This is a genomic window from Bradyrhizobium nanningense (assembly GCF_004114535.1).
In the GTDB taxonomy this organism is placed as follows: Bacteria; Pseudomonadota; Alphaproteobacteria; order Rhizobiales; family Xanthobacteraceae; genus Bradyrhizobium; species Bradyrhizobium nanningense.
Window position 1 is genome coordinate 13,573 of sequence record NZ_LBJC01000026.1, and the last position, 23,665, is coordinate 37,237.

Annotated in this window: 20 protein-coding genes and 1 pseudogene; 13 read left to right on the forward strand and 8 right to left on the reverse strand. The window is 61.6% G+C overall.

Annotated elements, in window-relative coordinates:
* The first annotated feature begins 147 nt into the window (after positions 1-147).
* From XH84_RS21685 to XH84_RS40865, 3 genes are all read left to right on the forward strand, one after another.
* On the forward strand, positions 148-480 hold the full coding sequence (locus XH84_RS21685; RefSeq protein ID WP_128917967.1) for a hypothetical protein: 333 nt from the start codon (positions 148-150) through the stop codon (positions 478-480).
* Positions 481-622: 142 nt separating this feature from the next.
* Positions 623-1,282 (forward strand): hypothetical protein, encoded by a 660-nt coding sequence (locus XH84_RS40860; RefSeq protein ID WP_245471796.1) that lies wholly within the window; start codon positions 623-625, stop codon positions 1,280-1,282.
* Positions 1,283-1,320: 38 nt separating this feature from the next.
* A complete protein-coding gene (locus tag XH84_RS40865; protein ID WP_245471797.1) occupies positions 1,321-1,518 on the forward strand; it encodes a hypothetical protein in 198 nt (65 codons plus the stop codon).
* 312 nt (positions 1,519-1,830) lie between these two features.
* Here XH84_RS40865 and XH84_RS40870 read toward each other — a convergent pair whose 3' ends face one another.
* The gene (locus XH84_RS40870) at positions 1,831-3,408 is read right to left on the reverse strand and encodes a lipopolysaccharide biosynthesis protein (RefSeq protein ID WP_245471798.1); all 1,578 of its coding nucleotides are present in this window, start codon (positions 3,406-3,408) and stop codon (positions 1,831-1,833) included.
* Positions 3,409-3,634: 226 nt separating this feature from the next.
* Positions 3,635-6,004 (reverse strand): FG-GAP-like repeat-containing protein, encoded by a 2,370-nt coding sequence (locus XH84_RS21705; RefSeq protein ID WP_128917964.1) that lies wholly within the window; start codon positions 6,002-6,004, stop codon positions 3,635-3,637.
* A 199-nt stretch (positions 6,005-6,203) separates the two neighbouring features.
* Here XH84_RS21705 and XH84_RS21710 point away from each other — a divergent pair, with 199 nt between their 5' ends.
* From XH84_RS21710 to rfbG, 4 genes are all read left to right on the forward strand, one after another.
* Positions 6,204-6,506, forward strand: a complete 303-nt coding sequence (locus XH84_RS21710; RefSeq protein ID WP_128917963.1) for a hypothetical protein — start codon at positions 6,204-6,206, stop codon at positions 6,504-6,506.
* 118 nt (positions 6,507-6,624) lie between these two features.
* Positions 6,625-7,818, forward strand: coding sequence for a CaiB/BaiF CoA transferase family protein (locus XH84_RS21715; protein WP_164936064.1), 1,194 nt, complete (start codon positions 6,625-6,627; stop codon positions 7,816-7,818).
* Positions 7,819-7,994: 176 nt separating this feature from the next.
* Complete coding sequence (gene rfbF / locus XH84_RS21720; protein ID WP_128917961.1) at positions 7,995-8,765, forward strand: glucose-1-phosphate cytidylyltransferase; 771 nt, start codon at positions 7,995-7,997, stop codon at positions 8,763-8,765.
* The gene (gene rfbG, locus XH84_RS21725; RefSeq protein WP_128917960.1) at positions 8,762-9,826 is read left to right on the forward strand and encodes a CDP-glucose 4,6-dehydratase; all 1,065 of its coding nucleotides are present in this window, start codon (positions 8,762-8,764) and stop codon (positions 9,824-9,826) included. The genes rfbF and rfbG overlap by 4 nt, the downstream gene beginning before the upstream one ends.
* On the opposite strand, the gene XH84_RS21730 is transcribed toward rfbG, so the two are convergent.
* A complete protein-coding gene (locus XH84_RS21730; RefSeq protein WP_128917959.1) occupies positions 9,827-10,717 on the reverse strand; it encodes an aminoglycoside phosphotransferase family protein in 891 nt (296 codons plus the stop codon).
* Positions 10,707-11,660 carry a sulfotransferase gene (locus tag XH84_RS21735; RefSeq protein WP_128917958.1) on the reverse strand — a complete coding sequence of 318 codons (954 nt, stop codon included), beginning with the start codon at positions 11,658-11,660 and terminating at the stop codon, positions 10,707-10,709. Before XH84_RS21735 ends, XH84_RS21730 begins: the two co-directional genes overlap by 11 nt.
* Positions 11,661-11,815: 155 nt before the next feature.
* Between XH84_RS21735 and XH84_RS21740 the strand changes: the two genes are divergently transcribed.
* Genes XH84_RS21740 through XH84_RS21750 form a run of 3 tightly spaced genes read left to right on the forward strand, consistent with a single transcriptional unit; the run spans position 11,816 to position 14,449 of the window.
* The gene (locus tag XH84_RS21740) at positions 11,816-12,733 is read left to right on the forward strand and encodes an NAD-dependent epimerase/dehydratase family protein (RefSeq protein WP_128917957.1); all 918 of its coding nucleotides are present in this window, start codon (positions 11,816-11,818) and stop codon (positions 12,731-12,733) included.
* Positions 12,711-13,529, forward strand: a complete 819-nt coding sequence (locus XH84_RS21745; RefSeq protein ID WP_128917956.1) for a transketolase — start codon at positions 12,711-12,713, stop codon at positions 13,527-13,529. The genes XH84_RS21740 and XH84_RS21745 overlap by 23 nt, the downstream gene beginning before the upstream one ends.
* The gene (locus XH84_RS21750; protein WP_128917955.1) at positions 13,526-14,449 is read left to right on the forward strand and encodes a transketolase family protein; all 924 of its coding nucleotides are present in this window, start codon (positions 13,526-13,528) and stop codon (positions 14,447-14,449) included. Before XH84_RS21745 ends, XH84_RS21750 begins: the two co-directional genes overlap by 4 nt.
* Before the next feature lie 13 nt (positions 14,450-14,462).
* Here the strand turns inward: XH84_RS21750 and XH84_RS21755 are convergent, their stop codons facing one another.
* Positions 14,463-15,530, reverse strand: coding sequence for a glycosyltransferase family 2 protein (locus tag XH84_RS21755; RefSeq protein ID WP_245471799.1), 1,068 nt, complete (start codon positions 15,528-15,530; stop codon positions 14,463-14,465).
* 519 nt (positions 15,531-16,049) lie between these two features.
* Here XH84_RS21755 and XH84_RS21760 point away from each other — a divergent pair.
* Positions 16,050-17,507, forward strand: coding sequence for a hypothetical protein (locus XH84_RS21760; RefSeq protein WP_128948497.1), 1,458 nt, complete (start codon positions 16,050-16,052; stop codon positions 17,505-17,507).
* 927 nt (positions 17,508-18,434) lie between these two features.
* Complete coding sequence (locus tag XH84_RS21765) at positions 18,435-18,731, forward strand: hypothetical protein (RefSeq protein ID WP_128948498.1); 297 nt, start codon at positions 18,435-18,437, stop codon at positions 18,729-18,731.
* A gap of 378 nt (positions 18,732-19,109) precedes the next feature.
* Here the strand turns inward: XH84_RS21765 and XH84_RS21770 are convergent, their stop codons facing one another.
* Positions 19,110-20,108 carry an IS110 family RNA-guided transposase gene (locus XH84_RS21770; RefSeq protein ID WP_128918102.1) on the reverse strand — a complete coding sequence of 333 codons (999 nt, stop codon included), beginning with the start codon at positions 20,106-20,108 and terminating at the stop codon, positions 19,110-19,112.
* A gap of 350 nt (positions 20,109-20,458) precedes the next feature.
* Between XH84_RS21770 and XH84_RS21775 the strand changes: the two genes are divergently transcribed.
* Positions 20,459-22,438, forward strand: a complete 1,980-nt coding sequence (locus tag XH84_RS21775) for an alkaline phosphatase family protein (RefSeq protein WP_164936081.1) — start codon at positions 20,459-20,461, stop codon at positions 22,436-22,438.
* Positions 22,439-22,516: 78 nt separating this feature from the next.
* Here XH84_RS21775 and XH84_RS21780 read toward each other — a convergent pair.
* Positions 22,517-23,184 (reverse strand): annotated as a pseudogene (locus XH84_RS21780) (O-methyltransferase).
* A 2-nt stretch (positions 23,185-23,186) separates the two neighbouring features.
* Complete coding sequence (locus tag XH84_RS21785; protein ID WP_128948499.1) at positions 23,187-23,591, reverse strand: Bug family tripartite tricarboxylate transporter substrate binding protein; 405 nt, start codon at positions 23,589-23,591, stop codon at positions 23,187-23,189.
* Between the last annotated feature and the right edge of the window lie 74 nt (positions 23,592-23,665).

A 23,665-nucleotide genomic window follows, 5' to 3' on the forward strand; every position in this document is an offset into this window, starting at 1 on the left:
TACCGGCGCCCACAAGGACCTGCAAACGAGTCTTACGCCGCAGATGGCTGGCGCGGAACGCCAGCCTGTTCGGCGTCGCCGATTTCTACTCCCGCAATTTCGTTCGCGTCGAGCAAACTGGGCTATCGATTCCATTCCGACAGGGAGATGGCCGGGCAGTTGGTTCCGAGCGCAGTGGTGTCGCTTTTCCGCCAGTGCATCACGGCTGATCTAATAGCTCGCGACGTGCGGCCATGTTCCGCACAGCCCAATGCGGCGCCGAAGCCGCGCGGCGTATTCTTATTCGATTATTGGTACGGCGGCGCGGAGCTGGCGCAGGGCGTCGAGAGGTGTGTCAAGGTGATCGAGCCGAAGCCGTTCCGCCTCACCCGCATTTCGCAATCCGATCAGGGCGAACAGGCCGCGGCTGTCACCGTGAACTACACGCTGCGAGGACAGGGATCACGCCAGATCCGGCGGTCGACGAAGTGCACCACATAGGCTGGTGGTTTTCGTTCCGGATCGACGCCGCGCTTGCCCCGAGCGGCTTCCAGCCCACAGCCCACTCCGCATCGCTGACGCAGGACGCGCCGAACTAGAAGAGCTGTGCAGCCTATGCAGTCGCCCAAAAGAATGTCACGCCGTGAGACCACTGCGGCTCTCCGATGCTGGAACAAGCGCTCGAAGTCGGCGGCGGCTTCCAGCAGCCGCTCAACGACCTGCTCTGGCTGCGGGACTGGGCGGCCAAGTCGGACAGCGAGATCGTGGGGTACTCGCCCGACCCGAAACCGTTAGACACCTGAAGGAGTTCGGCGTCGCGGCTCGCCTCCTCAAGTTCGGCCCGCTCGGCCATATCTTCCTGTTCCTGAAATATTGCGGGCCGTTCGATCTCGTCCAGATCACACTGAAGCTGAAGTCGGGGTTCGAACGCACACTGATCCGCGACGGCATCGATATGGTGCACTTCACCTCGACCTCGAAACGGCACCTCTTGCTCTACGAGCTGCCCTTCATCATCACGATCTTCGACGGCTGCCATCGCGGCGCGCGGGAGTTTCCGGAGGTCCGGACCTTTGGCGAGTTCGAGCGCAGCGAGATCCTGTTCGGATTCGAGAGCACTAAGGCTGCGATCGTGATCGTCAACGCGCCCGAACTGATCCGACGATCTCGGTCGTCGCTACGCCATGGAACGGGAGCACGCGGTCTGCATCCGTTCTCGCCATCGGCCTATGCCAGCCAATCCACGACCGATGAAGCTGATGACGCGGCGGTGCTGGCGAAATACCGACTTGAGCCCGGCTAATCTATTCTATCCGGCGCAGTTCTGGCCACAAGAACCACATGACGCTGCCCGCCGCGCTTGCGCGCTTGCGCGAGCAGGGGATCACCGAACGGCTGGTGCTGTGCGGTTCCGACCACGGAGGCGGCGACAAGATCAAAGCGGCGATCCGCAACTTCGGTCTGTCCAAACAATCTCCATCGCCGGCTTCGTCGAATCCGCCGAACTCGGCGCACTTTACCGCTGCGCTGCGGCGCTGATGTGCCGACCTATATCGGCCCAACCAACCTGCCGCCGTTGGAAGCTTGGGCGGCATGCCCGTGATCTATCCCGAAGCGTTCAAGGCGCAAGCCGGCGCCGCGGCAATCCTGTTCGACAATGACGATCCACTCTCGCTGGCGGACGCGATCGTCGCTCTCCGCACCGACGGCATGCGCGAGCGGTTGCGTGCGGCCGGCCATCTGCGGCTGACGCAATTTGCCGAGAAGACCGCCGCTGGACGGGAGCAGTTCGCGCGGCGCATTGACCAGCTCAAGAGCCGCCTCACACATGCTGCAGTGATAGACGCTCGATCACGCCGGTATGATGTCCATCAGACGGGAGCGCACCTTCCTAATCGCAAGCGGACTGGCAAGGACGCCGACGACGATCAACCAGATCACGCATTCGGCGATGAAATGTGCCAGGCCGGCTCCTCCAACTTGGGACGCGACCACGATGCCGATGCCCCATCCCGTCGATACGATGGCGACTGCGATTGCGGCCAGAAAGACCACGTGCCGCATCGGGTGTTGCAGGGTCTGCCAGACAACAACGCGCGCAAGCAGGCCGAGCGCAATGGCAAGATCACTGATTACAATGGCGAGAGCGGCGCCGAGCGGCCCGAGCTTCGGAATCAACACGAACGACAGCACCAGGAAGGCGGCCAGCTGCAGCAGCTTGGTACGGGCCAGCAGCGGCCCACGATTGCTGTGATAGGCGAACACCAGTGCGAGCAGCGAGGGCGCGACCGCGACGGATCCGAACAGCAGTGTGATCGCGAGCGGTCCGTCATAAGGAATTGTGCCGTGCGTCCATAGCGCGAAAAAGTCCACCCAGAACGGCAGCAGACCTCCGACGATCAGGCTGGCGATCGTCGTCACAAAGACCGATCCCCGTGCATACAGCCGACGCAGCCGCTCCCTGTCCCCGACAGCGTAGTCGTGCCCCAGCTCTGAGGCGAGCGGCATGCTCACCTGTTGACAGAGTCCTCGCAGAAGTGTCGCAATCACCCGCGTCAGGCCCCATTGAGCGACTGCGATGCGATCGACGACGAGCGCGCTCACCAGCAGGACGGGCAGATTGACGAGTGCCAGTTCCGTGAAGCTGCCGGCAGCGAAAGGCAGCGCGAGGCCGAGCTGACCGAGGCCCCATCGCCAAGACCGGCCCCGGCGCGGCGTGGCGCCGCCGCGACGCAGAAACGGAAACAGACGCGGCGCATCGAACGCGATAAGAAAAGCGGCGAAGACAATCTGCGCAGAGACAAAGGCGACCGCCACCGGGAGCAGATTGCTGAACACAACAAGCGCAACCACTTGGGCGACCTGGCTGACCAAGAGTGCCATGTTCTGTAACCAGACCACGCGACCATAGTGACCGCGCACTCGATATAGGCCCGAGCTCAGGTTGGCGGGTATCGTCAGAAGCATACCCAGCATCATCACGAGCATCGCGGCGTCAAAGTCGGCCGTCGAGTGAAATCCGAGTACCGCGGAGGGGCGCCAGAGCTGCGCGGCCCCAACAAGCAAGACCCCCAGCACGACAACGACAGAGACGTAGATTCTCAGCATGTCGGCGTAAAAGCGCGCCGTACGCCCATCGCAATCAGCGCAGGTCTTGAAGGCAAGAAAGCGGTTCACGGCGCGCAACTGCAGTCCGGCGTCGGCCACGACGACAAGGCTTCCGGCCGCATAGACGGCGAGCCAGGCCGCCAGGACATCGGCCGTCCAGATATGCAGGAAGGCCGGAATGAGGACGAGCTGCTGAGTTAGACCGAGCAGGATCTGTACCAGATTTGCCGACCAGCCCTGAATGAGCCGCCGCAAGCGAGTCGGACCGTCCGGCACAGCTGCGTCCGCCATCGTCTCCTGCCGGAACGGCGCGTCGTTCAAGATCGGCCCTCTGGAGGTCGCGCAGAATGAGCTAGTCCGCGGGCCGAATGTCGATGCTGTCGCGACGTCATGCTGGGTTCGCCGTAAGCTCAAATGTCCGATCAGCCCGTTGCGCTTGTTCCGGCAATGAGCCTTTTCCGGCGATCAAGATCGGGGTTTGTATCCGATGCAATGCCCGGCTTCAACTTCGAAGGGGCTGATCAGATGCTTCCGTTGTAGGGGGCGCCTAGGTGACGAGATGCCAGCCGCCATTGGCGTTGATGGCTCCAATTTGTCCACTCAGCGCGATCTGGGTGCCGTTCATTTCCCAGGCCGTGAGGACATGGGTCGTATTGTTCTGAAAAAGGATGTCCGACTTATGGTCGCCGTTGATATCCTCCAGCCGGGCATAGCTGTCACCCGAAGCCGCAATCCCCACTTGCGGACCGGCGATGATCTGGGTGCCGTTCAATTCCCAGACAGCGACGCCGTGAGTGTTGTCATTGAACAGCATCAGATCGGACTTGCCATCTGCATTGAAGTCGCCAGTGTCGGCAAAGCGCCAGCCGGCGAAGGCACTAATCGTGCCGATCTGCGGGTTCGCGGTCACCTGCGTGCCATCCATGAGCCAAACCGCGACGCCATGCGTAGCATCGTTGAGCAATAGCAGGTCCGACTTGCCATCGCCATTGAAGTCGCCGACGTTGGAAAAGCGCCAGCCAGCGGAGGCGCTAATTGTGCCAATCGTTGTCTCGCTGGTGACTTGGGTGCCGTCCATCAGCCAGACCTGGAGAGCATGCGTCGTGTCGTTGAGCATTAGGAGATCGGTCTTGCCGTCGCCATTGAAATCGCCGGTTGAGGCAAAATGAAATCCCGAGGCCATGGTGCCGACCTGCGGGTTGGCAAGGACACTGGTCCCGTTGAGCTCCCAGACTGCAACCCCATTGTTCACACTATTGAGGAGCAGCAGATCGGACTTCCCATCGCCGTTGAAATCGCCGACGTCGGCATAGCCCCACCCCCCAAAGGCGCTGATCGTGCCGACCGTTCCGGCCGCGCTGATCTGCGTACCGTTCATGAGCCAGACCTGGGCATCATGCGTGCTGTCGTTGAGCATGAGCAGGTCGGTCTTGCCGTCGCCGTTGAAATCGCCCTCTTTGGCGAAATGAAATCCTGCAGCCATGGTCCCGACCTGCGGGTTAGCCAGCACTTGGGTGCCGCTCAACTCCCAGACTGCTACGCCCGAAATGCCATCATTCAGAAGCAGCAGGTCGGTATTGCCGTCGCCGTTGAAGTCTGGAGAATCGGTTGCGACGTGACCGACAGCAGGTGTGACCACGCCTCCGTTCGTAAACGCAGAGCTTGCGATGAAGCCATCGGTGAACTGAAAGTATTCAATTCCCGTCAGTGTGTCGGTGCCATCTGGCGAGCCGGAACGCTGATCGGCGATCGTGAAGGTCTGCGTCGCAGAATCGTACGAGATCGCGTAGCTAGCGCTACCACCCAAGTATACCGCCGTATCGGTGCCGGTGCCGCCGATGATGGTGTCGTTGCCCGCCCCGCCCGTGATCGTGTCGTTGCCGCCGCCGCCGTTCAGCGAATTGGCGATGGCGTTGCCGACGATGGTGTCGTTGCCGGATCCGCCGATGGCGTTGTCGATGTAGGAGCGCGCATCGCCGTTGTAGAGATAGGCGTTGTAGATGTTGCCCGACGCGTAATGGCCGTCGCCGAGATAGGCCAGCTGCGTCGAGGAGAACACCGACGAGGCACCGGGATTGAGGTTGATGCTGAGGTTGGTCGTGTAGTTCGACAGATCATAGGTATCAACGCCACCGCCATCCCAGACCGTCTCGTAGATGCGGTTGGCCGAGCCGCCGACCCCGCCGCCCGGCGCGAGTTGAGGGGCCCCGTTGATGAACTCCTGCCCGGTGGTCGGATTCCAGGTATAGACGGTGCTGCCGCTCTGGGTATTGAAGTTCGCCCCGTACATCGTCTGCAGCGCGAGGATATCGTTGGCCATGTAGGTCTGCGGATATCCGTACGCTTCGTTGGTGTAACCGGACGTGGTCGAAGCGCCGACATAGCTGCGATAGCTCATGACGGTGTATTCGCTGTCGTCGTGCGCAGTCGGCACCGCGACGTTGGCCGGGCCACCGGTTTCCTGGCTGTGCTTAAGGCCGACGGCATGGCCAAGCTCGTGCAGCGCAGTCGCGAAGTAATAATTGCCGAGTTTGGCCTGCGAATAATTGTACTGAGTCCCGAACCAGATATCGCCGCCGGACGCATAGTTGCCGGGATAATAGGCGTAGGAGGTCGGGTTGGCCGCCGGCGACTGCGCGATCATGATGTCGGCGCCGTTCGTGCCTGCGTACTGGATGTTGGCGTTGGTGTAACCGTCGATCAAACCGATGGCGTAGTTGATCGCGGCCTGCATCTGGGTCGGCGCCGAGGCGAAGCCCGACGTGGTCGGCTCGCCGTAGCCGCCGGAATAGGGATAGGAATAGTCGCTGGATGCATCGGGAAAGCTATAGGTGATCGCGCCGGTCCATTTGTAACCGGACAGCAGGCCGTCGATCTCGGCGTTGTTGGTGGCACTGACATTAACAGCGGTAGCCAAAGGGGAACTCCGAATCAGCGAGCCCCGTCTTATTCGAGGCGTTAACACATGATTGTAGCTTGAGAGCTGAACGTTTGGTTTAAATGGGGCGAGACCACCAGGCCTCCAGCTATAATGCGCTGTTAGCCATTAGTTCCGTAGTCATACGGGACGCGAGTAAGGGTTTCGTTCCCGGAACACCCGTGATTTGCAGGGCTTCATGAAACGACGTTCACTTCCGGTCGGTCTGTTTGGCGCCCTGATCGCTCTCGCCGGATTGCCCCATCACCCCCTCGGAGGACTGCCTGTCATGGTGGAGAAAGCCAAGGCCGACGACAGCGGTAAGGCGCCGCGCGCGCCCTCCATGCCGATGGCCCGCGATCCTGCCGCTGCGGTGGCGGAGGAATACGAAGCCGCCCGCCGGAAGGGAACGCGGGAGGCCCTTGAGCTCTTCATTGCGCGCCACGGCGATGATCCCTTGGCCGAGCAGGCGCGTGCCGAGTTGAAGCGCCTGTCGCGCTGATCTCGCAGGCACCGCATCAGGCATGGCATTTCGGCAGGCGGGATCGGCGTCGGGCCGGCTTGTCGCGCGATCTTTCGGCCCTATGGTAGGCTCGCAATCTGTCCCGGAGCCTTTCACGATGCCCTTTCCGCATGCCTCGGAAGCCCTGTCGCGCTTCACGGTACTCGATCTGACCCGGGTCCGCTCCGGGCCGACCTGCGTGCGGCAACTGGCGGACTGGGGAGCGAATGTCGTCAAGATCGACGCACTGACCGAGGACGCCGGCGGCGAGCAGCCGGGTGGGCCCCGGCGAGGTTCCGACTTCCAGAATCTGCACCGCAACAAGCGGGCCATGACGCTGAACCTGAAGGACGAGCGCGGGCTCGCCGTGTTCAAGCGCCTCGCCGCCAAGGCCGACGTCGTGGTCGAGAATTTCCGGCCCGACGTGAAGAAGAAGCTCGGCATCGACTATGACAGCCTCGCCAAGATCAATCCGCGCATCGTCTACGGCAGCATCTCCGGCTTCGGCCAGGATGGCCCCTATCACAAGCGGCCCGGCTTCGATCAGATCGCGCAAGGCATGGGCGGGCTGATGTCGATCACCGGAGCGCCGGGCGAAGGCCCGATGCGGGTCGGCATTCCCGTCGCCGACCTGACGGCCGGCCTGTTCTGCGCCATGGGCATCCTCACCGCCCTGCTCGAGCGCGAGGTGTCGGGCAAGGGCCAGTGGGTGCAGACGTCGCTGCTCCAGGCACAGATATTCATGCTCGACTTCCAGGCCGCGCGCTGGCTGATGGAGAAGGAGGTCGCCAAGCAGGCCGGCAACAACCATCCGACCAGCATCCCGACCGGCGTGTTCAAGACCTCGGACGGCTACATCAACATCGCCACGACCGGTGGGCGGATCTGGGAACGCTGCGCGCAGGCGATCGGCGCACCTGAGCTCTATGCCCATCCCGACTATGCGACGGCCCCTGCCCGCTCCAAGAACCGCGACGCGCTCAACGCTGAGATCGAGAAGCGCACGGTAACGAAGTCGACCGAGACCTGGGTCCGCGAACTCAACGAGGCCGGCGTGCCCTGCGGGCCGATCTATGCCATCGACCAGATGTTCGAGGACGCCCAGGTCAAGCATCTCGGCATCGCGCAGGACGTGCCGAACGAGGAGGGCCGCCATATCCGCCTGGTCGGCCAGCCCGTGACGCTGTCACGCACGCCGAGCAGGATGGTGGCGCGGCCACCGGAATTCGGCGAACAGACCGACGAGGTCTTGAAGGAATTCGGCCTCAGTGCGGACGAGATTGCGAGGCTCCGGAAAGAAAAGGTTGTATGATGCCGTCTGCCTTATTGTTTGACGGGCTTCACTGCACCCTACAGAGGCAACCTCCGCCGCGTTGGTGAACGAATATGCACGTGACGCTGGCCGCAGCTTCGCCCCGCAGGGTTTCCCAGCCACAAGGCTTCGTATAGAAGTTGTCCGTTATCCAAGGGAGGGCTCATACCGTTCCGATGAAGGTCGTAATTCTAGCGGGAGGCTTGGGCACCCGAATCGCGGAGGAAACCAGCACGCGGCCGAAGCCGATGGTGGAGATCGGCGGGCGCCCCATTCTTTGGCACATCATGAAGATCTACAGCCATTACGGCTTCAACGACTTTGTGATCTGTCTCGGGTACAAGGGTTACATGATCAAGGAGTATTTCGCGAACTACTTCCTACACATGTCCGACGTGACCTTTCATCTCGCCGAGAACCGGATGGAAGTACATCGCGAAACCGCCGAACCATGGCGGGTCACGCTGGTGGATACCGGCGAGGACACCCAGACCGGCGGCCGGCTGAAGCGCGTGCTTCCTTACGTCAAGGATGAACCGTTTTTTGCGCTAACCTATGGCGATGGCGTCGCCGACATCGACCTCGCCGCGGAAATCGCCTTCCACAGGGCGCATGGGCGCCGCGCCACCGTCTCGGTGGTGCGCCCGGCCAAGCGCTTCGGTGCCGTCGCGATCGAGGGCGACCGGGTCGTTAATTTCGAGGAGAAGCCAAATGACGATGGGGGCTGGATCAATGGCGGCTTCTTCCTGCTGTCGCCCTCGGTAGGCGACCTAATCGCAGGCGACCATACGATCTGGGAGCGCGAGCCGATGGAGCAGCTCGCGCGCGGCGACGATCTGCGCGCCTATGTGCATCCCGGCTTCTGGCATCCGATGGATTCGCTGCGCGACCGCAATTTCCTTGAGGGTGAGTGGTCGGTTAACCGTGCCAAGTGGAGAATCTGGTGAAGGATCCAGCATTCTGGCGCGGCAAGAAGGTCTTTCTCACCGGCCATACCGGCTTCAAGGGCGCGTGGGCCTCGCTGCTGCTGCGCCGTCTCGGAGCTGACGTCTACGGCTATGCGCTGCCGCCGACACACCAATCCGCGCTGTTCGTCACGGCGCGCGTCGCCGACGACATCGAGCACCGCCTGGCCGACATCCGCGATCTTGCCACCCTACGCGCCGCAATGGCGGAGGCCAAGCCCGACATCGTCATCCACATGGCGGCGCAAGCGTTGGTGCGCCCGTCCTATGAAGAGCCGGTCGAGACCTTCGCAGCTAACGTGATGGGTACCGTGCACGTGCTGGAGGCGGCACGGCATCTGCGCTCGGTGCGAGTGATCCTGAACGTCACCAGCGACAAGTGCTACGAGAATAAAGGCATAAGCGGCCCCTTCGGCGAGGGCGACCGGCTCGGCGGCGACGATCCCTACAGCAACAGCAAAGCCTGCGCCGAACTCGTCACGCACTCTTACCGCCACAGCTTCTTCAATACGAGTGGCGCGGCGCGCGTCGCGACTGCGCGCGCCGGCAACGTGTTCGGCGGCGGCGACTGGGCGCGCGACCGCCTAGTGCCGGATGCGATGCAGGCGTTCCTCGCAGGCGAGGCGCTCCGCATCCGCAATCCCAATTCGGTGCGGCCCTGGCAGCATGCGCTCGATCCGGTGCTTGGTTATCTCGCGCTTGTCGAGCGATTGGCGAGCGATGAACGATTCGTCGGCGCCTGGAACTTCGGACCAGACACCGCAAGCGAGGTGCCGGTCGGGACTGTGGTCGATCGTCTGATCGGGCTGTGGGGGGACCGGGCGCGGTGGACAGCCGACGACGGTTTGCATCCGCACGAAGCCGTCTATCTGAGGCTCGATTGCACGAAGGCGCGGAGCGAACTCGGCTGGACGCCGCGGCTCGATCTGGCGCAAGGCCTTCGCCTGACCGTTGAGTGGTACAAGGCGCTCCGTGAGGGCCGGGACCTGCGCAGGTTCTCGCTCGATCAGCTCGACCAGGTCGTTGGCACCGTGCGGGCTTGATCAGCCCGGCAGATTGAGGATCCCGGCGATGCGGGCCCGGACCGATACCGCGTGCTTCAGATGTTCGCCCGATAAGACCGCCAGATAGGACTTGAGCAGCACGACGAGCGCGAGGATGGCGCGCTCGACGTCCTGCGGAAGGCCGGTTCGGCCGAAGGCGTCCCTTTGCAGGAACGGCCGGTTCTCCATGAAAGTCAGCCAATAGAGATAGTCATAGCCGGCGACGCCGCGGAATGCGTCTTCCCAGTCGATGACGCGCGGCGCGCTACCCTGGAACATGATGTTCTTCGGTCCGAAATCGCCGTGACAGAGCGCCTCTGGCAAATGCGGAAGACGTTCGGCGAGCAGCGCGATCAGCCTACGCACCTCGGCGGCACTGGTCTGGCCGAGTAGACTACGGTTGGACAGCGTATCCACTGCCTTTGCGGCGGACGCGAGATAGGGTTCGAACGAGGCAAGTCCCTCCGGCCGCCAGCCCTTGAGCCGCTCACTGCATGCGTGTGCCAATGCGGCAGCAGCAGCGGGCTCTATCGGGGCGGTCAGCGGCACGAGCACCGGCATCATGAGGCAGAGCCGCGCCGTTCCGTCTCCGAGCGGGATGTCGAAACGGTCGAGCACGATCCTGTTGCCGTAGAGCTGCGCGAGGATGTCGGCTTCTTTGGCAAGGCTGGCGCGTGCGCTCACGCCCGGCAGATGTGTCTTCAGAAAGCGCTTCTCGCCGGAAACATTCGCATCGTAGCAGGCACCAAGCGTGCCGCCCGGCGCCGGCGTGACTGTCGCGTTGTAGTCGAAGGATTGCAGTTGTTGCTGCAGCGCGCGTAGGAGGTGCGCCCGATCGGCAGCAATGTCGGGGCGGTCGTCGGTTTCGAAGAATGTGATCTTACTCAGCACGATAGAGCGGGCTAAGATAGCCGATCCGATCATAGCCAAAATGACGGGCGAGGGCCGCTGTACCTTGCGCGATCTGCCTGCGCTCTTCGTCCGAGAGTTCCTGGATCACGGCCTGGTTGTAGTCCTTTGTGCTCTTGAGCACGGTTCCCCAGGGCGCGATGGATTCCTTGATCTCAACGCCGTTCCAGCTCGGATAGAGCATGGTTTCGGCGAAGGGCACACCAATGAATTCGGCTGCCTCGGTCATGAACTTGCGCTTGTCGTCCACGAGATCTTCGTAGCGGAATATCCGCACGTTCTCCGGGTACATCCTGGCAAACATTTCGACCGTCGAGTGGTAGATGTTCCAGGTGATCAGGTATTTGGTCAGCGGCTGCGGGAACGGGCGGCGCTTGGTGTCGCGGTACGCCGAGAACGGATTGCGCACGATGTGCAACATACGGATTTCGGGAAAGTCACGCACCATGCGATCGGCATCGATTCCGATGGCGGGGGAGTAGCCGACATGGACCATGTCCGGCCGCGCCTTGGTGTAATAGTTCTCCCACGCGACGAAAGTCGCCCGGAAGAATGCCTCGATCACCTGACGGCGGAAGATCGGTGGCTGGCCGACGATTCGGGCAAACTCGGCGACTCGCTTCTTCTCGTCCATCACGCAGTCCGCATCGCGGAACTTCGAGCCGTTGCGCTTGCGCAGGAAGGTTTTCAACTCCTCGTCTATCATTTGCTCGTAGAGCTCGGTCGCCGTCAGCCCCTCCGGGAATTCGGGGTAGCGGTACTGAACGCGCTCGACCGAGGCCAGGAAGTCATTGAAGTTGCGGTTGCCGAGCTGCGACTCGAAGGGGTAGACGAGCAGATCAGGATGGCCGTCGAAGTGACGATGAGTAACGTTTCCGCCGTGCTCAAAGCCCGCGGAAACCATGGCCAGCCTGAAATCGCTCATGCATCTACCCCTTTGTCGTCGAACATCGGTCCTGGCTTCCGTTTAGCTGCGTGGGCCGGATAATCAAGTTCGGATCGTTCCCATGGGCCCGGAGCCCGGATTCTAGCCCTCATCCCGACATTGACGGACCCCGGCGGCTGATCTACCCGGGGCGCATGCGTATTTTCGTGACCGGCGCGAGCGGTTTCCTGGGCTCCCATCTCGTTACGGACCTCGTGGCGCGGGGGCACGAGGTAGCTGTCCTGTTGCGGCCGGCAGGCGCCGTGTGGCGCCTCAGGGAGGTGCATGATCGTCTGCACGTCATTCCCGGCGCTCTGGAGCAGCCGGACGGGCTGCGCGGGCCGCTCGAGGCATTCGTGCCGGACGCGGTTGTGCACATGGCCTGGCGCGGGGTCGCAGGCAACGACCGTAACAGCCCGGTTCAAGCCGCCAACGTCGTCGACACGGTGGGCCTTGCCGAACTCGCGGCCGAGGCCGGCGCCAGGATCTTCGTCGGAGCCGGATCACAGGCGGAGTACGGCCCCTATGATCGCGCGATCCGGGAGGACGACGTGCCCCGGCCGACGACGTTGTACGGCATGGCCAAGCTCGCGGCCGGATCGATGGCGATAAGCCTGTGCGAGGAGCGCGGGCTGCGTGCAGCGTGGCTCAGGATCTTTTCGACCTACGGCCCAAAGGATGCCGAGCACTGGTTGATCCCCAGCATGATTCGGAAATTGCGCTCCGGACAGCACATGGCGCTAACGGCGTGCGAGCAGCGTTGGGGATTTCTGCACGCGCGCGACGCTGCCAGCGCTTTCCGGCTCGCGATTACGCATGACGGGGCAAGCGGCCTCTTCAATGTCGGCAGTGCGGACGCGCCGCCCCTGCGCGAGACGGTAACGCGCTTGCGCGATCTCGTTCGCCCCGACGCCGCTCTCGGCTTCGGCGAGTTGGCGTATCGGTCCGATCAGGTTATGGTGCTGGCTGCGGACGTTTCGCGCATGCTCGCCCTGGGCTGGAAGCCCGAAGTGCAGTTGGATGAGGGACTACGCGAGACGGTGGACTGGCATGACGCGACCAAATCTTCCTGAAGCGAAAGAATTCGCGCGACGGATTCGTGCGCACGCCTTGCGCATGGTGCACGCCGCGAATGCTTCCCATATCGGTGGTTGTCTCTCAATGGCGGACATCCTGGCGGTGCTGTACGCGCGGATCCTGCGTGTCGATCCTGCCGATCCGCAAGCAGCAAGCCGCGATCGCTTCGTGCTCAGCAAGGGCCACGCCGCAGCGATCATGTACGCCACGCTCGCCGAATGCGGTTTCTTTTCCCCGGCTGAGCTCGACACCTATTGTCGCGACGGATCGATCTTCACCGGACATATCAGCCATGCCGTGCCGGGCATCGAGGTCTCGACAGGTTCGCTCGGCCATGGCCTGCCAATTGCCATCGGCATGGCGCTGGCCGCACGGATGGAAGGCGCGGGCAGCCGGGTGTTCTGCCTGCTCAGCGACGGCGAATGCGACGAAGGCTCAAACTGGGAGGGCATCCTGTTCGCGCCTCACCACAAGCTGGGCAATCTCTGCGTCATCGTCGACTTCAACAAGATCCAGAGTTTTGGCTCGGTCGCCGAGGTGTTGAACCTCGATCCGTTCGCCGAAAAATGGAAAGCGTTCGGCTGGCAGGTGGAGGAGATCGACGGTCACGACCTCATTGCGCTCGAGCGCGCGCTAAGCGGCGTGCCGGCAGCATCGGGCTGGCCGACAGTCGTGATCGCCCACACGGTGAAGGGCAAGGGCGTGAGCTTTATGGAGAACAACCTCGAATGGCACTACCGCTCGCCTTCGGATGAATTGCTGGCGCAGGCGCTAACCGAGATCGGCGCATGAGAACGACGTTCATCGAGAGCCTGTCGCAGGCCGCAAGCGAGAATCCCGACATCTGGCTGCTCTGCGGCGATCTCGGCTACTCCGTGCTGGAGCCGTTCGCGGCGAAGTTTCCCGATCGCTATGTCAATGTCGGCGTGGCCGAGCAGAACATGGCCGGGGTCGCCGCCGGCATCGCGCTGTCGGGCAAAACGGTCTTCATTTACTCGATCGGCAATTTCCCGACGTTGCGTTGCCTCGAGCAACTCCGCAATGACGTCTGCTACCACGGTGCCGACGTCAAGGTCGTGGCCGTGGGAGCCGGCTACGCCTATGGCAGCCAGGGCTACACCCACCATGCTTTGGAGGACGCAGGAATCATGTCGATGCTGCCGGGCATGGAGGTGTTCGTGCCTTGCGATCCCATGGAAGTGCGCGCCGCGACGCGTCTGATCGCAACAAGCGGCAAACCGTCCTATCTGCGGCTCAGCCGGGCAGGCGAGCCGAACCTCGCGACGATCGCGACCGATCTGCGCAAGCCGCGCATCCTGCGTGAGGGGCGGGAGATCGTCATCCTCGCTTGTGGACCGATCGCGTCCCGCGCGCTAGAGGCCGCCGGCGAGCTCGCGGGGCGCGGGCGAGACGTCGGTGTGGTCAGCGTCTCCTGTCTGAAGCCGCTCGACGAGATGGCGATCCGCGGGGTTGTGCGCGACGCCTCGCTCATCGTGACGCTCGAAGAGCACATTCTGCGCGCCGGCCTGTTCAGCCTGGTGGCGGGGGCGTTTGCCGGCGACGCGGTCCGGCCGCCGATTACCGGCATTGGCATTCCTGAGCAGGGCGGAAAGACCTCGCTGGCGGGATCGCGCGACGCGCTGCTCGATGCTGCGGGTCTCTCGGCTCAGGCGATCGTCGCGCGGATCGAGCAATCGCTGGCAAGACGCTAACGCCGCTTGCGCATCAGACGCCGGACGGCGGAGCGGCATCAAAATTGACGCGCTCGCGCTCGAACACCACGGGTTTATCGCGAACCTGTCCGTAGATCGCGAGGACATACTCGCCGATCATGCCCATGAAGAACAGCTGCACGCCGCCGAAGAAGAACATGGCGACGATCAGTGTGATGATGCCAGGTTCGGCGAGCTGCCGGTACAGGACGAGGCCGATCACCAAGTTGACCAGGGCGTAGCCGATGCTCACGGCCGAGATCAGGAAGCCAGCGAACAGCCCGAAGCGGACCGGTGCCGTGGTGAAGGACACCAACCCGTTAAGACCCTGGTCGATCAGCGCGCCGGCGCGGTTCTTGGAAAATCCCTTCTTGCGCTGGCGCCAGGTATAGGGCACGCCGACGGCGCGGCCGCCGCATTCGAACGTCATCATCCGCATGAACGGATAGGTGTCGCGGACGTGTCTCATGGCCTCGACCACCCGCCGGTCGACGAGTTGGAAGTCGCCAACGCCGGGCGGAACGTTCACCTCGGAGAACCGGGTCAGCAGGCGGTAATAAGCGTTGCGGATGCCGCGCATCAGTCTGCCTTCTTCGCGCACCGCGCGGATACCGTAGACGATCTCGTAGCCGGCCTCCCACAGTTTGACGAATTGTGGAAGCAGTTCCGGCGGGTCCTGGAGGTCGGCCGGCATAAAGAGCAGGACAGCGTCGCCGCTGCTTGCCATCACCCCGTTATAGGTGTTGCGAAGGGGTCCGAAATTGCGCGCATTGACGATAATCTTAACCGCGGGGTCTTGCGCGGCGATCTCGCGCAGAATCTCCATGGTGCGGTCGTCGGACGCATTGTCGCAGAAGAGGTGCTCGCGCCGATAGCCCGGCAGATGATCATCGAATATTCCGCGGATTGCCTCATAGCAATCTCGAATATTGAGGTCCTCGTTGTAGCACGGCGTAACGATGCTTACTGTTTTCACTGCCCGGATCCTGGACCGCGGGTCAGGCCGCGGTCCTGCCAAACCACGGCTTTGACCACGCATGGAATATGAATCGACTAGACCACCCCGAAAGGCATTGTGCAAGCGCCGCTTGCCGCGCTTTGCTATCAATCAAGCGAGCTGCACCATTTCCCGGATGATTGCGGCGCTGCCAAACCGCTTGTTGGTTCCGAGATCCACTCCTATCGGTCAAGCGCCTTGCGTCACGGCGACGCCGAGCGGACCGTGGAAGGTGAACCAGTCGAGCTTCTGGCCGAAACTGACGAGTGACGGCTAGCGCGATACCGAACGCGTTCCGCCGCGATTGCCCTGCGTGTACACAGACTGCGGCCCGGCACCGCCACGCTTATGACTTTGGAATGAGATCTCAAGCAGCCAGAATGCAATCAGCCTCTGAAAGACAGCAGAATCTGGTCCAAGTCGTCTGCCATACTGAGATTCATTTGCCTGCGCTTGTTTAGGAGTGCTTGTGACGGGTTCACGAATGTGAGAAACGCTCCGAAAGGCCTTCGAACGCTATTAGCGATAGCCCGAAAAGCTCCGAAAGAACGCGAAATGCACAGGTACTTACCGAAATCGCGCGCGTCGACGACACTGCTCTGCATGGTCACCCTCGTTCTCCTCCTCGGCACTTGCAATCTGGTGTTTGGCGAGATTGTTCCTGCCGGCGGCGGATTAGGGTGGGACGGCCTCACCTATGCCGAGATGGTGCGCCGACTTGGCTTTATGATCACCGACGGCCAGCTCAGCCGATACTATTCACAGCGGCTTCTTCCCTCGCTGATCGTAAAGACGATGCTAGCGGTCTGCGGAGCCCAACTTTCCGACCAGAACATCATTCGTGGCTTCCAGCTCATCAATCTTTTAGCGTTGGTTTTGGGCACCATCATTTGGAAACGAATGGCGGACCTGCTTTCGCTCGGGTCGAGCGGTGTGTGGATCGGATTTGCGAGCCTCTTCCTGAATTACTTTGCAACCAAGCATCTCAGCTATGCCCCGGTCACGACCGATGGTGTCGCGCTGCTGGTAAGCCTGCTCCTGCTATGGCTTTTTCTGGAAAGACGGCCGCTTGCGCTCGCCGCCGCAACGATAGCCGGCTCTTTCGTATGGCAGCTGACCGGCCTCTACGGAGCCATATTGCTCCTCTCACTACACCTGAAACTTCCAGGCGCCGAAAGCGTGCAACTGCCTACGGCTGCTTCCGACTGGAAACGAAATGATGGCCAAATGCGCGCCTTCCGGCTCTTTGCCGCAGCGGCGGCGCTGACGATTTCAATCCTTGTGCTGTCGCAACTTCCAGGAGCAATCAAGAATGGCTCGCTGGTTCGAGAACTTGCGATCTTTGTTACCGGGGCTCCGTCCCTGCTGGTCGTTGTCCTCGCCCTTTGGATTCTGATCGGCCCCATCCTGCTGAGCAGATCTCTACTTGCCGTTCTGACGGCCGCGCCCTTGCGCTTCTTTCTTCTTGCGGGCACAGCACTGCTCCTCCCTCAAATTGCATTCACCGCTTTGTCGAACCCGGAGGTCCCAAACCCGAGCGGCGTCTTGTATGTGCTGAACTGGATCGTCTTTCCCTTGGCTGGCAAAGGGAAGTTTCTGATGGCATTCCTCGCGGCGACGCTGCTTTGGGGGCCGGCCGTCTTGCTCATCATGCTCTGTTGGACCGACGTGAGCACCGAGTTGCGGAAGATCGGGCTCGGACCGGTCGGTATCGTCGCCGCGACCGTGCCCCTAGTGTTGGTGACTGAATCGCGCTTCATACTCGGAGCGTGGCCCTGCCTGGTCTTGGGGCTGGCTCGCGCATTGGACCGATCGGGCACATCGAAGCTCTTCGGATATCTATTTGGCGCACTGACGATTCTGAACTCTCAATTTTGGCTCAGGTTCAATATCGCCCCGTGGGAAGGCAACGACTACGCCGACCTCACGGACTTCCCGAAGCAGATGTTCTTCCTTCACTACGGCCCCTGGATGGGCTGGCCGGCTTACCTTGCGCAGCTTCCGATAGTTCTCTGCGCCGCTTACGTACTAAAGATTGCAATATACACCAAGGACGCGTAGACCAATATAGGTCCAATTAAATCGCGTCACTTCTGCGAGTAATCTTTCTTTCACGAAGTATCTTGGCTACGATGTTGACTAGTTATCGATAGCTGATCAGCCAAAGTCCTCTAATGCTGCATTTCGACTGAAGTAAAATTGCTCAATTTGTAAATCGATGCCGCGCGTCCTCTACATCAACGAGAAATTTGGCCACGATGCGACGATCATCCTGGACAGTGGAGACGCGTGTTGGATCTCCGTTGGCAAAAAGGGAGTCTTAATACGCTCTCACAAGCACAGCTTTTGGGGCGGATTGCTCGGAAGCCTGTTTGGTCCCAAGCTCTATCAGGAACGGGATGTCTACCGGGCACTCAGCGTTGCTCAAGCGATTTTGGCAACCTTTCGGCCGGTTCCTCAAATTCGATGTAGGGATGCGATGCTCAAAGCCTTCTGCACTGCAGTCTGGCACTGCCCCTCACCCGCACGCGTCAAGACCGTCTTGCATGATCCGGCTTTACTGACGGCGTGACATTGGCGCGGACGATCGCTTAACATAGTCCGTCTTCGCCTGTACGCCGTACTTGCTTTCTTCTGACCCGGCCATATTCCTGAAGTATGAATACGCGTAGAAAGACGACCACCAGCGGCCGAGAACGCGGTGGAAAGTGCAGTGGGGAGTTCCCGCCCGAGCCGCGGGAGGAGCCGCAAGGGCAGCTGCGCTCTCAGGTGACGAGCGACGGGAGATTGCTCGGAAGGCCGCCAAGGCTCGCTGGGCGCGACACCTGCCGCAGGCGACGCATCAAGGCGTCCTTCGACTTGGCGACATCGAGATCGAGGTGGCCGTCCTCGACAACGGCCAGCGTGTGATTACTCAGAATGGCTTCATGTTGGGCCTGGGTCGCTTTCGCCCCCCCCAAAGGGCGACGGTATCGCAAGAGCGGCAATTTGCCCCCTTTCTTGACAATGCAAAATCTCGAGCCTTTTATCGATGAAGGTTTGGTCGTGCTGGCTAATCAAATGGAATTCCGCACCGATCAGGGCGTGAAGGCGGTCGGCTACGCGGCGAATTTCCTCCCGGAGGTTTGCGCCGTCTTTGCGCGCGCCCAACGGGCCGGAGTCTTAAAGGTCACTCAGCGTAACATTGCTCACCGCGCCGGAATTATCGCCGAGCGCCTCCAACGCTCAGACGCGACGTCCCTCGTTGATGAAGCTACAGGTTACCGAGAAACTCGCGAGATGTAGACGGCCGGGTGGTTACGGCCGCGAGGAATAAATCCAAGCGCCCCACAATCTTGGTTCTGCGATACCAAACCAGGTCGTGTACCCATCTGTGGACGCCCCGTGAGATGCAAGCGATTTTTGAAGAAGATCGGCACTTAGTCGGATGCTGCCATCTGTCCGGCCTCTGATGGTGCAGCGATGAAGCTGCGGGCCCGTATGGGAGTTCGCAGACCGGAACCAAATCATAAATGCGTGCTCTAGGCACGATGAGTACGCCTGGTTCTTCCGGCCTCGTCTCGCCGACTGTTGAGCCATACCCTCCTTCGACCGACTACATCTCCGACGACCTCAGGTCCGCCAGGATCACGCCTTGGCTGCGACCGGAGCCCTGTAATTCTCCTACTTAACAAGTAGCGCCCAGACGATCCGCGCGATCTTGTTGGCGAGCGCTACCGTTACCAGCATGCGCGGTTTGCGAGCCAGCATCTGTTCGAGCCAAGAACCCCTCGGCGCACCGCGTTTGCTTGCCTGTTGCACAACAGCGCTGCTGCCGATGATGAGGAGGCGCCTGAGCGTTCGCTCCCCCATCTTGGACGTCGCGCCCAGCTTCTGTTTGCCACCCGTCGATTTTTGAAGAGGCGTGAGGCCCAACCAGGCGGCAAAGTCGCGGCCCTTGGTGAAAGTCTCGATCGGCGGTGCCAGGGCGGCGATCGCGGTGGCGGAGATCGGGCCAATGCCAGGAATGGTCATCAGCCTGCGCGATACCTCGTCCTCGCGAGCGCGTCGCGCGATCTCCTTGTCGAGATCCGCGATCTTGCCATTCAACTCGGCGAGAAGGTCTAGCATCACTTGGAACATGGGACGGGCCGCTTCGGGAAGGGAGCTGGCCATCGCTTCTTCCTCGATCAGGTCGGCAAGCGTTGCCACATGCGATGGCCCCTTGGGCGCTATCCAACCATATTCCGTGAGGTGTCCTCGGATCGCGTTGATGAGCTGGGTTCGCTGCCGCACCAACAGGTCCCGGGTTCGAAACACAAGACCCGCAGCCTGTTGCTCTTCACTCTTCACGGCAACGAACCGCATGCTCGGCCGCTGCGCAGCTTCGCAGATCGCCTCGGCATCGATCGCGTCGTTCTTTTGCCGCTTTACGAACGGCTTTACATAAGCGGGCGGGATCAGCCGAACCTCATGGCCAAGCTGCGTGAGCTGTCGGGCCCAGTGATGGGCTCCGCCACATGCCTCTAAAGCTACCGTGCAACTCGGCTGGGCTGCGAAGAAATCCAAGCGCTTTCCTCGGCTGATCCGTTTGCTGAATACAGCCCGTCCTTTCCCGTCCGCTCCATGAACGTGGAAAACATGCTTAGCGATATCCAGACCGATTGTGCTAACGTGCAACACGGACGCCTCCCTTAAGTGGTGCTAAACACCTCCACTTTGGCACATCGATGCCGTCGGCGGGGCGTCCACCCCATCATGAACCGGCCGATGACGCGACGAAGGTGACGTCTGCTTTGCCTCTGTAGCGACCAAGTTCGTGCGCGGAGCAATATGTCGCGATGGGCCAACAGGCGACATCGCCGCTAATTGACGCGGCCTCCAGATTGCATAAAAATACTACAATTAGGTGTTGGACGGCCCCGCAGCTTTAGTCCTAGCCTCTCGCGAGACGCACCCGGCGGATGCGGGCGGCCGGTCCTCCGCTGCTCAGATCCAGATGGTCACAGCCGTGCCGGAACTGGAGGCGAATCATGAAAGCGAGATCGCTTGCTCTCCTCAGTGCCCTCTTCATTATGCTGCCCCCGCTCGCCAGCGACGTGTTCGCGCAACTGGCGGACGCGTCCGCCAAGCGGCGGGCGATCGTCTTCGTCTGGGACGGGCTGCGCGCTGACGACCTGACACCGGAAATCACGCCGAACTACTTCGCGCTCGCGCGAACTGGTGTCGTCTTCGCCGACCATCACGCGGTGTATCCAACGTTTACGATGATGAACTCCGCCTCCATCGCGACCGGCACCTATCCGGGCACGCATGGATTCTACGGCAACGTGGTGTACGCCCCGCGCGCGAGCGGAAAGAACGCCAAAGGCGCCGAGATCGACTTTTCGGCGCCGGCCTTCATCGAGGATTTCGGCGTGGTCGAGGCGGTGCGCGAAGCCTACCAGGGCAGGTTGACGCTGGTTCCGACACTGCTGCAGGCAGCACAGGCCAACGGCCTGACCACCGCAGCCGTGGGCAAGTTCGGCGCCGCCTTCATTCAGGACTATCTACGGGGCGGCATCATTCTCGACGAGGACGCGGCGATACCGCTCGCCTTCGCCAAGGAATTGCAGAACGCGGGCTACGCGCTGCCGCGCAACAGCGTTAACGCCCATCCGGCTCGCGAATTGAATCTCGCCAAGGACAACGGCGATCCCACTGCGCCGATCCCGATCCAGCGGCTGAAGGACGGGCAGACCGCCAACCCACTCGATCGTACGGGGGCGCTGTCGCGGCGCGGCTTTCGGTACCTGACCGATGTTTTCGTCAACTACATCTTACCGGTCAAGCAACCGGACCTGACCGTGTTCTGGTCAAAGGAGCCGGACGCCACCAACCACGCCTATGGACCGGGGACCTACAATTCAATCGACGCCACCCGGATGAATGATGAGATTCTGGGCCGCGTCATGGACAAGCTTCACGAGCTTGGCTGGGAGCAATCGACCGACATTATCATCACCCAGGACCACAATCACAGCACGGTTTCCGGCGACGTCGGGCACTTCCCGTTGCGCGACATCGCCGACGGCGGCGCCGGCGCCGTCGATCCACATGGTTACTCGGTGTCGGGCTTCGTACGCACAGCCGAGCTACTGTCACGCGACGGGCTCAAGGCCTACGACGGTGTTGGCTGCCGCGCTATCCCGATCCTGTCGGGCATCCTGCCCGACGGCACGCACCTGCAGCCGCTGCGGGATGACAACGACGGAAGCATTTGCGGCAAGCCCCAGAAGCTTACCTCCGCGGCCTTTGTTGTTCCGAAGCCAGTCCCGGCGGGCGCGGTCGTCGTGGCCGCCAACGCCGGCAGCGACTACCTGTTCGTTCCGGACGGTAACCTCGGCGTGGTGAAGGCCGCTGTCGCCAGCCTGCAGAGCCGGCAGCAATTCGGCGCAATCTTCGTGAGCGACCGCTACGACGAGATCGCGGGCACGCTGCCGATGAGCCTCATCAACACGGAATCAAAAGTGGCCGGACGAGCGCCGGACGTCATCGTCAGCTTCAATTATGACGGGACCATCGCAGTGGCCGGCAAGCCGGGCATCAGCTACGCAAGCTCGGTCAACCGCCGCGGCGACCACGGTAGCTTCTCACCGACCGACACGCGTATCTCGCTGCTGGCGCGCGGTCCCAATTTCAAGGTCGGCCTCTACGACACGCTGCCCACGGCCAACGTTGATATCGCCCCGACCGTTGCACACATCCTCAAGCTCAGCATGCCGGACTTGCAGGGTCGCGTGCTCGAGGAGGCACTGAAGGACGGCCCACCGGTCACCGATTTCAGCGTGCTGCGCAAGACACACCGCTCTTCGACCCGGACCGGCCTGACCATAAAGCTGCCGACCGATCTAGACGGCCGCGGCATTGATCCGAGACTCAGCACATATGCGGTCGAGTTACACACCAAGGTGCTGAGCCGCGGCGGCAATAGCTATACCTATTTCGACTACGCGACATCGATCCGGGAGTAGGATGTCTGCTTCACCCCTAACAGCGGCGCGAGAGCGAACAATCCGAGACCGCCGCTTTGGGCCAACAGCTGACGTTTCCTACAGGTCGCGGCGCCTTGCCAGAGTCATACCGCTGGCAATCGGCAGAAGGACACGATCAACGCGCTCGTCGGCTGCAATCTTCGAATTGAGTTTTCGTAAAGCGACTGTGTCGGGATCGTTTTCATTTGGATGGGCCACGCGGCCGCGCCGAAGCATGTTGTCAGGATAATCAACCCGCCCGGCCGAACGAGCCGCAACGCTCCCTCATAATAGGTGTCGTAGCTAGTTTTATCCGCGTCGATGAAAGCAAGGTCGAAATGGCTTGTACGGCCTTCAGCCTCCAGCAGCCCCAGCGTCTCGACGGCTGGAGCAATCCGAACATCGATCCTGTCCGCGACGCCGGCCCTCTTCCAGTGTTCACACGCAATCGCCGTCCACTCGTCGTTGATGTCACAGGCGATGATGCGCCCTTCAGGCGGCAGCGCTTGGGCAATCGCGAGCGTACTGTAGCCGGTAAACGTGCCGACCTCCAGGATGCGGCGAGCGGCCATTGCCGCCACTAACAATGCAAGCAAATGGCCTTGCTCGGGGCTAATCTGCATCCGGCCATCCGGCATGGTCTGTGTCCGCAACCGCAACATTTTCAATTCGTCGTGCTCGGGCGGCTGATGGGCCAGCAGATAGCAGTAAAGGCGGGTGTCCATATGGGTGAATTTGTCAGCCATCGTTACTCCATCGGCTGAAAGCCAGATGCTTTGACGACCTCAGCCCAGTGCTGCGTCTCGGAAGCAATCAGGCGAGAAAACTCAGCTGGCGAGGCTTGCACCGGTTCAAGGCATAACCCCAGCATCCCAACTCTGACGGATTCTGCTGCGAGTGCTTCGCGAACCGACTTGTAAAGCTGGTCGACTGTATCGACCGGGGTGCCCGCCGGAACGATGAGACCAAATCGTTCGAGACTCTCCAGGGCGGGATAACCGGCTTCCCTAAACGTAGGCACATTAGGAAGCACAGAGCTGCGGCTGGGGGCGCTGGTGACAAGCGCTCGCAGGTCGTTGCTTTGAATACTGGGCAACAACGTGCCGATGGTGCTGATGCAGGCGGCGATGTGGCCACCGATCACGTCCTGCATGACCGTGACTCGCCTTTATATGGGACGTGGACTGCGTGCCTACGTGGGACGCGGGACGAGCGAACCATTGGACA